Origin of the sequence: Dactylosporangium sp. NPDC048998, from assembly GCF_043197855.1 — a bacterium.
Taxonomy (GTDB): domain Bacteria; phylum Actinomycetota; class Actinomycetes; order Mycobacteriales; family Micromonosporaceae; genus Dactylosporangium.
Window position 1 is genome coordinate 1 of the sequence record NZ_JBICTV010000074.1, and the last position, 12,083, is coordinate 12,083.

The following is a 12,083-nucleotide window of genomic DNA, read 5'->3' on the forward strand; positions in this document are numbered from 1 at the left end:
CGTTGGCGCGCGGGCTCTACTCGATTCCTTGGACATGGAGCGTCGCCGGGAGGGTACGCCTCCCGACGCTCATCCACAGGTTTCGAGCATTGCTCGTCAACCAACCGGATGAGCGGTGTCCAACATGACGGAGGGGAACGTCGGGCCTCTATTGCTGCATCCATTGCCTTGCCTGGAATCGGCACCCCTGTGGCCGATGCATGCGAGATAGCGGTCACGATGCGTGCAGGGGCATCCGCACATGCCGCCGGTCGCGCGTGATCACGTTTGCGCTCATGCCGCGGGTCTTGCGCCGTGACCGCTTGACGCTCGTTACGCTCGGTAGTGAATTGACCGTGCGTCGGACGATGCAGTTGTGCACGCTCGCGTCGCAGCCTCTCGGCCCCAACACACACTACGTCGAAGAAGGTCTCGTGGTGATCTCAGCCAGCACCACCACTTGATCGATGTCCGCCTATCAGTTGTGCGCGGGGACTCCGCGTGCCGAGTTCGCCGCTGTCACCGAGGTCGTGCAGCCGTTGTGATTTGTGCCGACTCGGGCAACTGGCTTCCGTAGCGTCACGTCGGCATGCATCCGCATGTGCCCTGGCACGACGCACCAGAAGCCCTGCCATGCCGCCGTTCGCGACGTGGCCACCAAGCGACGACTCCTTGAGCCCGGAACCGCACGGTCGCCAGCGGAAGCGTACCCCGCCTACCGGGCACGAGCTCGATCGGCGCCACTGTGCTGGCCGCTGGCATCCGCGGGTCAAGGATTTCGGCATAGATGAAGCGATACCAGTTGACCAGCCTTGGCCCGAAGCGCTGGGCTTGTGCAGTGCTTGTCCGTCAGGACACTTCGGGACCGCTGGTCCTGTCAGCGTCCTTGGGCGGCCCGGTACTAGTCGATGATCTTTGCAGTGAAGCGTGCACACGGCGAGCGGCGTTGCCGCCGTCGCGCCTAGATCGGTATTACAGCCGTCGCCTCGGCGAACCGCCCTCGACTGCTGCAGCTTTGGCGATCCCAAGATCGGCGTGCGCCTGTCCGTCGTGACGGCCCGTTCGTGCGGATCAACCCGCTGGCGACGTCTGCACCCTCGAGATGCTCCTGGCGCCGGCGTCCTTCTATAGCGACGGGTGCGACGCCGGTGAGAACGTCGGCTTGGTCCGCAGCTGGCCGGATGAGCATTCATTCATCCGCGCCGTTCGCCGCATCCATTGCCCAACGTAGTGAAACTAATGCATTCTGTGTGGCTGGCTAGTGGGGAGGCGTGCCTTGGAGTCGAGATCGACAACGAATGCTGACGTGCGGACACTCACCCGGGCACTTGTCACGCACCTGCTGGATCAGCTGCGCGGCCGCCGGACGATGGTACGTGACATCAGGCCGGACAAACCGATCTGGCTTCCCGAGGAGCTCCCACCAGGCGATACGATCATGCTCGCTGAACGCGAGTCTCCGGCCAGGCCGCCAACACTGCCAGATATTCTGCGCGGCCGCATCGACCGCCGGGATCTTACCCGCGTGGAGCAGCCGTGGCCACAGCTGCGGCCGGTGCGAGGTGAACCGTCGGTGCCGGACGCTGTCCACGACGCCTTCGAGGCCTGGTACGAACGGTGGCAACGGTGGGCTACCGACGAGCTGGACCACGACCGCCCGGGCCGCCGGGCACACTACGAACAGTTGCGCGACCTGCGACGCAGCGCTGCAGAGCAGCAGGAATCCCACGAACTGGTACTGGGTGTGGGGTTGGTGAGCGCGGTCGACGCACGAGGCGATGCCGTGTGCCGGCATGTGCTGGTCTGGGACGTGACGATCGAGCTCGACCAGGGCACCGAGGCGTTGCGTGTGGTCCTGCCGCGCGGCGTGCGGCCTCGCATCGAGGACGGGGAGTTCCTGGCGTCGGTCCACGGGTTCCGGCCACCGGGCGGTGATTCGCCGTGGAAGGTCGTCGACGGCCCGGACGGCGGTCCGCTGGAGGCGACGACGGAGGCGTGGTTGGGCCGCTGGTGCGGTCGTGCCTGGTCCGTGCCGGTGAGGTTCGATGCGCACGGCCGTGGCGATCGGGTGCCGGAGCCCGACGGTGCGGTCACGGTCACCGCCTCACCAGCGTTGATCTTGCGGCAGCGCGACAAGACTGGTCTGGAGCAGTGTTACGGGCACATCGCTGAGGCGCTGGACCAGCCAGGTGCGGCTGTGCCGCTAGGGCTGGCGCAGCTGGTTATGCAGCTGGACGCTGAGCAGCGGATGCATTGGCCGCGTGCCACGCGTCACGAGCGGCCGTTGTTCCGCGACGATCCGTTGCTGCCGTTGCCGGCCAACGAGCAGCAGCTGCGGATCATCGGGAAGCTCCGGGAGGACACCGGCGTCGTGGTGCAGGGCCCGCCCGGCACGGGCAAAACGCACACCATCGTCAACCTGCTCACGGCGTTGCTGGCCGACGGTGTCCGCGTGCTCGTCACCAGCGAGAAGGACGAAGCGCTGCGGGTCTTGCGGGACAAGCTGCCAGAGCCCGTGCGGCCGTTGTGCGTGCCGATGACCAGGTCCCGAGGTGGCGGCAGCGACGAACTCGATCGCGGTATCGCTGCCCTGACCGAGCTGGCCGCGACTGCCAGCGTCGAGTCGCTGCAGCGTGACATCGCACGCATTCAACGCCAGCGTGACCGGGCGAAGAAGCGGCTCGACGCCGTCGATCATGCGATGCGTCTGTCGCGGGAGGCCGAGCACACCAGGCACCCGGAGATCGCCCCCGGCTACGGCGGGACTCTGGTGGAGCTGGTGACGGCCATCAACGCCGGCCGGGAGCGGTACGCGTGGATCGACCCGTTGCCGACGGATGCACCCGCCGAGCCGCCGTTGACCGGCCCGGAGCTGCAACGGCTGCGTGCTCTGCTGGCAACCGCGACGCCTGAGCAAGCGAGACGGGCCGGTCAAGCAATGCCCGACCCAGCGCAGCTGCCGAGACCGGCCGAGCTGCAGGCCACATTCGATGCCCTGGCCCAAGCGCAGCAGATCCTCGGCGCGCACCCGGGCGCCGATCCCGCTGGGCTCTCCCTGGCCCGGTTCACCGACGGTCTGATCGCGGCGCTGACCGTCGAGGTCAACGCCGCGGCGACGGTCCTGCGCAGGTCCGGACTCGTGGAGCTCATCGACGACTGGCCGATCGACGATTGGCAGCGCAAGACGGCCGCGGCGATCCTGAGCCGCCGCGATCCGGCGTCCCTGGCCATGCTATTCGACGATGTCATGCGGCTCAGGCCGCTCATGGACGCCGCCTCGGCCGTCCTCGCCGCCCACGACGTCGAGCTCGACGTCGGCACGCCCCCGGGGCGTCTGCTCGGCCAGGCCAAGCGGTTGCGGACGTACGTGTCGCGCGGCGGCCGCATCCGCCGCTTCCGGCCGGCGCAGGCCCAGGCCGATGCCGCCGAGCTGCTCGAGTCGTGCACGGTGGACGGGGCCCAGCCGCACACCACGCGCGACCTCACCGCCCTGGTCACCGTCCTGCAGGCCGACCAGGCCGTCACCGCGGTCCTCGAGGACTGGTCGAACTGGACCGATAGCAGCGCGCAGCCGGCCGGCGGCTCCCTGCGACGGCGCTTCGCCCGGGTGCACGACCTCGCCGACGGCATCAGCGCCTTGCGCAAACTCGGCGACACACGCGACACCATCGAGCATCTGCTGCACCGGGCCGACATCCCGTTCACCATCCGCAGCATCCACGACTGGGATCTGCTCGTGCGCGTCGTGCGCAGCGCTCCCACCGTCATCGCCGGCCACCAAGCCGCGCAGCAGCTGGACCGGCACGTCGCCGGACTCGCCAGCTTCTCGCTGCGGCCCGACGCAGCCCCGGAGACCGCCGACCTGGCAGCAGCGCTGCGCGGACGCCACCTGGCCGGCTACGCCAACGCATTCACCGCGCTCGAGGTGGCATGGGACGAGCGGCGGGTCCACGAGGAGCGCAGCACACTCGCCGATCGCCTGGCCGGAGCCCACCCGGCACTCGCCGCACAGCTGCAGGCCACCGCCGGCGACGCCGCCTTGGCAGACCGGCTCGACGACTTCGAGTCCGCCTGGAACTGGGGCCGGGCCGTCATCTACCACCGTGCGGTCCGCGAACACGGCCCGGACGAACACCTGGAGCATATCGTGGAAGAAGCCGAGCAGTTCCTCGGCCGGCTCACGACGGAACTGGCCTCCAAGCAGGCCACGCTGCGGTGGCGGGAACGCCTCACACCCCACCAACAGCAGGACCTGCAGTCCTACCGCAGCTTCATGCGCCGGGCCGGCAAAGGCAAAGGCCCGCACAGCGCCGCCCACCAGGCCGCGGCCCGCGACGCCATGCAGTCGGCGATGCACGCCGTCCCCGCATGGGTGATGCCCATCAGCCGGGTCGCGGAGGTCCTCCCGCCCGACCCGGACTCGTTCGACGTCGTCATCATCGACGAAGCCAGTCAGGCCGAAGTCGACGCCCTCTTTCTGCTGTGGCTCGCCCCGCGGGTCGTAGTCATCGGCGATGAGTACCAATGCGCGCCGGGCCAGCGCAAACCCGACGCGATCCGAGCCACGCAACTCAGTCTCAACCGGCACCTCGCCGCGATGGACCTACGGCTGCGGCACGCCTTCAACGCCCAGTCCAACCTCTACGAACTGCTGAGCACCCGGCTGCCGGACCAGATCCGCCTGACCGAACACTTCCGCTGCATGCCCGAGATCATCGGCTGGTCGTCGCAGCGGTTCTACGAGCCGAACCTGATCCCGCTGCGGCAGTTCGGTGCCGACCGGCTCGACCCGCTGCAGGTGGTACCGGTAGCCGACGCCGTGCTGGAGGGGGCCGGCGCGACACTGCGCAACCCGACCGAGGCACAGGAGATCGTGGAGGCGGTGTCGAGGATGGTCGCCGACCCGCGCTATCAGGGCAGAACCATCGGTGTCATCGTGCTGCACGACTGCCGGCAGAAGGCGCTGATCGACCAGATGCTATCGCAGCGCATCGGCGCCGCCGACACGGCCAGGTTCGAGATCCGGGTCGGCTCGCCCACCGACTTCCAGGGCGCCGAACGCGACGTGATCCTTCTATCGATGGTGGTGACCGACGCCTCGCAGGCCATCAACGGTCCGCAGGTGCAGCGGCGTTACAACGTGGCGGCCAGCCGCGCCCGCGACCAGATGTGGCTGTTCCACTCCATCCACCCGACGCGTCGGCCGAGCAGTGGCATGCGCTACGAACTGCTGCACTACATGGAACAACCGCCGGAAGACCTCAACGCCGACCCCGCGCTGGACCTGGTGCCAGCACAGCGGTTGACGCCGCCGTTCCGGTCGCTGCTGCAGCAGCAGGTGTTCCTGCAGCTGCGCCAGCGTGGGTTCGCCGCGCTGCCGAACTACCCGATCGCCGAGCACACCATCGACCTCGTCGTGGTCGGTGACAACGCCCGGCTCGGGGTGGAGTGCGATACCCCGTCCGCCACGACAAGCTTCGAGGAGATCGAGCGGGCGTTGCAGCGTGAACGCGACCTGCGCCGCGCCGCATGGGTCATCGTCCGGGTCCGGCACAGCGAATACCTGCTGGACGCCGACGCCGCTCTCGAGCCGCTCTGGCAGCGGATCGAGGACCGGGGCATCAGACCGCGCCCCCTTCCGCGGCGCAACGCCACCGCGCCAGACCTTGTGGGCATCGACGACAGCGATCCATACCCGGCCGATGAAGTAGACGACGACGTTTCCCTGTCGTAGGAGGCAGCATGCTGGAACAGCTCGACGACAACACGGTAGAGGAGATCGCCCGGATCGCCTGCGGCGGCGAGGGCTATCCCGTCTACCGCCGCGGTGCGGACCTGCCCAAACTGTTGCGGCAGTCCGGCTGGCAGGACGTGCCGGACTACCGCGGCGAGCAACGCCGCGCCTGGCTGGTCGAGCAGCTGCTCAGCCGGCGTAGTGAGCCCGGCGCGCTCGACGCCGTCGTGTGCCGGCTCGCCGACAACCGCGAATACCTGGCCCGCAACGAACCGCTGGCGGCCGCCGAGGTCGCCGCGAAACTCAACCAGATCCTGGTCTTCGAAGGGTTCGAAGTCGCCCACCACCGGGGCCGGCCGACCGTGCGCCCATACCGGCCCGAACCCGAAACCGTGCCGGGCGAGCCCGGGGGCACCCTCCACGTCGCCATGACCGACCTCGTCAGCGACCCAGCGCTCGCCGAAGTGTTGCAGGGACGCCTCGACGAAGCGCGCATCTGCGATCGCAACGGAGCGTTCGCCAGTGCCATCATCATGCTCGGAAGCCTGCTCGAGGGCGTCCTGCTCGACGCCGCCATGAGCCGCCTGCCCGAGCGCGAGCGTCCAGCGGAGCGTGACTTGGTCCTCAGCCGTTTGATCAACCTCGCGCACGAGCACAAATGGATCCAGGCCGACGTCCACGGCTTCGCCGACAAGCTGCGCGAGTACCGCAACCTCGTCCACCCGAACGCCCAGATCCGCAAAGGACACGCACCCGACCGCGACACGTTGAACATGTGCTGGCCGGTCATCAACGCCGCACTCAACGACCTGGCCGCAACGAGCACCGCCCCCTAACGCGCTTCGGAGGATCTCGACACATCCCCAGCCGGACAACGGGGCTGTCGTTCGCCCAGCGCATCCGCATGGCGTCCGCACGTCGGTGGCTGGATCCGGTGACGTCAAGATCGGTGTCGCCACGAGCCTGCGCCGCGCCGATTTTGACACCGCCCGGGTCCTCCCAGTCCCCGGCAACGCGACGCAGTTCCCGCTGACCGATGACCAACGGGCAACCCTCGCATACTTCGCGCCGCAGCGAACTGACGCTCGAAGATGATCCGGTACGCGGACATGCCGCCGAGCGAGCACGTTGGTACGCCGATGCGTCGGTTACCGTCCGTCCATGGCCGTCCTCAGGGGCGCGATCATCCTGTTCGGGCCGATGTACGTGCTCCGTGCCAGTCGCACGCCACGCCTCGAGCGTTCGCTGCGCCTGCCATGCACGAGCGCCAGGCATACTCGTGCTGTGGCAGCACGAGTGCGCACCCAGCCCTGGGCTCCCTGCGCAACCGACGCGAACCTCCGAACGCCCCCAACCTCTGTCGGACCGGGAAACTGTCCACCCGGTGGCGATCTCGATCTCCACGTCGGCTGGGACCGATTCGAGAAGCTCATGTTGGATCTTGTCCAGCGTGTCCTGGGTTTGCGCGGCGTCCGGTTCCGCCGCTACGGAACGCTCGGCCAGAAGCAGCATGGAATCGATCTTGCCGGCCGGGACCCTGACGGCGCCTATGTGGTTGTGCAGTGCAAGGACTACAGGTCCTTCACGAAGGCCGACCTGCGCAAGGCCGTCGCCGCATTCACGTCCGGTCGGCGCCCGTTCCACGCGACACACCTGATCGTGGCGACCTCGGCGAACACCGAGCCGACCCAGGTCTTCGACGAACTCGCGACACAGCAGGCCGAGCACCCAGAACTGACACTCGACCTGTGGGGCGCGGAGCAGATCAACGGCTACCTTCGCCGGAATGCCGATATCGTTGCCCGCTTCTGGACCCGCGAGACTGCAGCCACATTTTGCACGGCAGCCCCGCTGCCGGGCGTGCCCGCGCCACCTCCTGATCGGCAGCTGCAGGCCGCTCGCGTCCTCGTGGGCCCCCTCAAGACTCCAGACGTCCTAGTGAGGTTGCGGCAGGCCGATGACAAACGAGCAGGCACGCCGCACGAATCCGCTGTGCTCTACCGAGAGCTGGCCGAACAACTGGAGGCCGCCGGACACCGAGGACACGCCGCCGTAATGCGTGACCGCCAGACCGGCGCACTTCGAGAGGCCGGTCAACCGGCAGAAGCCGCCGCGGTGATCGCCCGGCTAGCCGTCAACGCGCTCAACCGCGGCGAGCGCGACGAGGCCCGCCGCTTGAGAGGCATCCTGACCGAAGCCGTCAGCGAAACGAACGCCGGCGCGGACTCCGAGCCCACGCAACCACACCGGCACGCGGCGCTCGTCTCGGCAGCCGTGAACTACATCTGCGACCCACTCGACGGACCCGACGATCTCCTCCGCGCGCTGTCCGACCCGGACGCGACGACCGTTCCGTACCACCCAGAGTTGGTCTTGCTGCTAGCCGAGGGTGTCGCGGCCGGCCGTCCCCAGCAACTGGGTGAGCTCGACCCGTTGCTGCGTTCCACCATCGGGCAGCTCGGTTCGACCGGCTCGGAGGAGATCGGGATTCGGCTGCGTCTCGTCTTGGCAGAGTACGACCACGAGGAACGCCGGGTGCTGGGTTCGGTCGCCCGCAAGCACGAGCTGCCGGGTCGCCTGGCCGCGCTGGTCAGTGCGCGAGAGGCACGACGCTGCGCGCAGGAAAGCCGACTCGACGAAGCAGTCGAGCACTGGCGGGACGCGGTGCTCTACGGCATCCACGCTGGCTTGGCCGACGACGCTGCGGACTGGCTCTACGCGATCCGGTCCGCCAGACACTTCCTTGGCCCATTGATTGCCGGCATCGACGATGAGCACCATCTCGCCCAGGCGTTACGGCACACTGCGTCGAACCGCTTGCTCAACCGCGCCCAGCACCCGAGCGAACGAGCACGAGCTGCAGTGCTCGGCCAGCGTCCCAGAGTGGCGGTGCTACACGCCCGGCAGTGGCTCACCGATGCCTTCATCACCGGCAGCTGGGCCGACGAACTGGAAGCGGCCCGTTTCCTCGGCGACCTGTACCGGGACAACCAGGAACCTGAAGCCGCCGCCGAGCTCTTCGCGCGGTCGGGCAGTGCCGAGAAGATCGAGGAACTGGCCGAACAGGTCGGCGACCGCCTGATCCCCGTCACGCTCGACCGAGACGAGCCCTGGTGGACCACGAACGCTCGGATCGCGCTCACCATCGCTCAAGCCGACCTCCTGCCAGACAACGCAGCGGCGGCGTTGCTCGAGGAACTGACCGAGTTGGCAGTCCGAGGGCGTGACGGTGAACTCATCGACCGTTTCGGCGGCGGCGGGCTGACAGCCCGGGCCACGGCCGGCGCGTGCGCCATTGCCCATCGCGCAACCGCCGAGCAGGCGATGACGGTTCTTGAACTGCTTGCCGCAGATCTTCCGCGAGAACCGAACCAGTTCAGGGACAGCGACGACGCACACGCCGCCGCCTGCATCGACATCGCGATCGCCCACCCGCAACTCGCGGTACCGGCACTCACCCGTCTCTTCGACCTCGCCAGCCACGACGCCAGAAAAGCAGTGGCTCTTACTGCCGACGACCGAGTATTGAACCTGATCAAGGGCAACGTCGGCACCAGCGGACCGCACCTGCCACTCCTGACCATCGAGCACCGTGACGTGCTCAGAACTGCTGCGCTACGGCTCGCCGACGGCCGGTCGCCAATAGCCCAGGCGCTTCGGCACGAGCTGGCGCCCCACGAGCCGGCCGCGCTGGCAGCAGCGCGTCTTGCCGCCGACCGAATCTTGACGCGGCCAGATCCGCAAGCCGGGCATACCGCATTCGGCTCCTTGATCGTGACCGACGCCTACCTCGCCGGTCTCCTCGACCAGCCGGAACGAACGGCGTGCCTCGAGAAACTTCTCAGCATCGCCGGCGATGCCCGCGAGGCGGCGCGAAATCGGCAAGACGCGCTGGACGCCGCAGCCAACCTCGTCCTGCACGCCGAGCCAACGGTCCGAGCAGCCGTCTTCGAGCGCAGCAAGCACTTCGTGACCGGAGCCCAAGACGGCAGCGCCCACGACGACGAATTGATGGGACCCGCCCATCCACTGAGCTTCCTTCGGATCTCCATGGGGGCTGCGACCCTGCGCGGTCAAGGTTTGCGGCTTGCCGGATGCGCTTCGAGTGACGACGTCGAACGTCGATGGGTACGCGACCATGCGGTCGATCTGCTCCGCAGCGGCGAGGATTCCCTTATCCAGCAAGCCGTGCTGGTGTTGGCTGCCATGGATTCCGTCACCACCGAGCTCGACGCGGATCTGCTGGCCGCTCATCACCACGTGAACGTGCGGCAGCTCAGTGCACACCTCTGCGTCCGCCAACCGGAGCGATACCGGGCAGCCGCCCTCCGCCTGGCCGAGGACCGCAATCCACGGGTGCGACGTGTCCTTGCCGAGGCAGCAGCACGCGCCTACGACCAGAACCCTGAGGGTCTGCGGGAGATAGTTGGTGTTCTCGCCTCCGATGCACGCCACAGCATTCGCACCGCGGCTCGACCCTCGGCAGGCGCCGATCAGGGTTCGTCGGCGGCAACAGCCGACCCGTTACGAGACCGACTTGCTATGTAGTCCCGCCGCAGCCCCCCGGGTGCACTTGAGGCAAGGGGGCAGTGCGCACGAAGACAGGTCTGCTCGCACGGGTTGAACGTCCGGCCGAGCGGCTGCAGTTATGGCTACTGTGGCAGCTGTGGAGAAGCCCCCATCGAAGAGCACTGGACGCGAAATTACGGAGAAGGCCGTCGAGGTCGGCCTCAACCTGGTGCCGCTGGTCGGCGGTCCGTTGGGCGTGGCGTTCGCCTACGCGGTGGGTTTCACCTACAACCGCCGCATGGCCCAGTGGCTCGAGGATCTGGCCGAGGCCGTCGACGAGCTCGCCGACCAAGTCGAAGGCATGGATCTTGAGAGTTTGGCAGCAAACGACATCTTCGTCGACGCCGTCGCCTCCGCCACGCAAGCCGCCACTCGGACCCATCAGGCACTGAAAATCGACGCGCTGCGCAATGCCGTGCTCAACAGCGCACTCCCGGGCGCACCAGACTCCGACACGCAGCTGATGTTCCTACGCTGGATCGAGGACTACACCGCCGCTCACCTCCAGATTCTGACGCTGCTCAACAACCCGGAGGCGTGGTACGACCAGCGAGGCATCCCCACGAAGAAGGACATAATCGCGGGATCGCGGCGCCAGCTCGTCGAGGAAGGCATCCCGGAGTTCGCCAGTCAACGTGAGTTCACCGACGTGGTCGTGCGCGACCTTTCCAACGCCGGCCTGCTGAGGATCGACGGTCTCGGCGGCATGGTCACCGGTCACGGGATGTACCAGGCCGTCACGTCGGAACTGGCGGCCAAGTTCATCGCCTTCATCACCGATCCCCGCAAGGACGGCTCGCCGTCGTCCACATGAGCCTTGGCAGCCCGCGTGTGCACCGCGAGCCGGATCACTCGATCAGGGGTCCTCCGATGGAGGGATCGCGGTTGTGAGTCCCTCCGCACGGCGGTCCCATGAAAAGGCGGGCCCATCTCCGGGCCGTGCATCAGCGGACGGCGGAGGTTGTCATGGCCGATGTCGATGTGATCGTCCAGAATCCGATCACGGGGTTGTTCGGGTTCCGGCTGGAACTTGGTCGCGACCGATCCGGAACGCGCATGCAGGCCAGACGGGGCGGGTTCGTCACGGAACAGGCCGCCCTGGCCGAGTACCGGCGGCTGAGCCGGCAGCGTGACGCGCAACGGCCCCGGCTACGGCTGTCCGACACCGTGCAGACGCTATGCGAGGACTGGCTCACCGCCCGGGCACAGGAACTGCAGCCCAACACCGTCTACAACTACGGCCGCCTACTCAACCTGATCTACCCGCACATCGGCCGGGTCCGCGCATCACGGCTCAGCGCACGCATGACCGAACACGCCTACCAGCACCTCGAGGCCGCCGGCTACTCCCGCACCACCCTACGAACCCTCCACCTCGTCCTCGCCAAAGCGTTCGTCGAGCAGACCGGCCGCACCCTCGGCGCCCGCAAGCCACGGGAAACCGACGACCTACGACCGGTCTGGACCCTCACCGAAGCACGCACCTTCCTCAACCACACCACCAGCGACCGCCTCTACCCACTCTGGCGACTCCTGCTCACCACCGGCCTGCGCCGCGGCGAACTCTGCGGCCTGCAATGGTGCGACCTGGAACCGGACCTCGCCGCACTGACCGTCCGCCGACAACGCGTCGTGGAAGACCCCACCAGCCAAGTGCGGGAGAAGCCACCCAAGTCCCACAACGGCACCCGCACCCTGCTCCTCGATGTCGGCGATCACGTAATTCCCCCATCTGACGGGGTTTCGATCACGTAATTCGGTTCTGTCGCGGGAAGTGTGGTGGGTGTTCGGGCCGCGGGTC

5 protein-coding genes are annotated in these 12,083 nt (G+C 67.8%); all 5 read left to right on the top strand.

The genetic code is table 11. The features are described from left to right. Positions 1 to 1,285: 1,285 nt before the first annotated feature. The 5 genes from ACGFI8_RS47380 (at position 1,286) to ACGFI8_RS47400 (ending at position 12,037) form a co-directional block, all read left to right on the top strand. Complete coding sequence (locus ACGFI8_RS47380) at positions 1,286 to 5,713, top strand: AAA domain-containing protein (RefSeq protein WP_392815557.1); 4,428 nt, start codon at positions 1,286 to 1,288, stop codon at positions 5,711 to 5,713. 8 nt (positions 5,714 to 5,721) lie between these two features. Beyond that, the gene (locus tag ACGFI8_RS47385; protein WP_190256062.1) at positions 5,722 to 6,549 is read left to right on the top strand and encodes a hypothetical protein; all 828 of its coding nucleotides are present in this window, start codon (positions 5,722 to 5,724) and stop codon (positions 6,547 to 6,549) included. Between the two features lie 595 nt (positions 6,550 to 7,144). Then, positions 7,145 to 10,261, top strand: coding sequence for a hypothetical protein (locus ACGFI8_RS47390; RefSeq protein ID WP_392815560.1), 3,117 nt, complete (start codon positions 7,145 to 7,147; stop codon positions 10,259 to 10,261). Positions 10,262 to 10,379: 118 nt separating this feature from the next. Beyond that, positions 10,380 to 11,096, top strand: coding sequence for a hypothetical protein (locus ACGFI8_RS47395; protein ID WP_392815563.1), 717 nt, complete (start codon positions 10,380 to 10,382; stop codon positions 11,094 to 11,096). A 242-nt stretch (positions 11,097 to 11,338) separates the two neighbouring features. Then, positions 11,339 to 12,037: a tyrosine-type recombinase/integrase gene (locus ACGFI8_RS47400; protein ID WP_392815566.1), complete on the top strand. Its 699-nt coding sequence runs from the start codon at positions 11,339 to 11,341 to the stop codon at positions 12,035 to 12,037. Positions 12,038 to 12,083 lie beyond the last annotated feature (46 nt).

Excerpts from the sequence above, each read along its gene's own strand:
- ACGFI8_RS47385 (WP_190256062.1), top strand. The coding sequence starts at position 5,722 with ATGCTGGAACAGCTCGACGACAACACGGTAGAGGAGATCGCCCGGATC.
- ACGFI8_RS47390 (WP_392815560.1), top strand. The coding sequence starts at position 7,145 with ATGTTGGATCTTGTCCAGCGTGTCCTGGGTTTGCGCGGCGTCCGGTTC.
- ACGFI8_RS47400 (WP_392815566.1), top strand. The coding sequence starts at position 11,339 with ATGCAGGCCAGACGGGGCGGGTTCGTCACGGAACAGGCCGCCCTGGCC.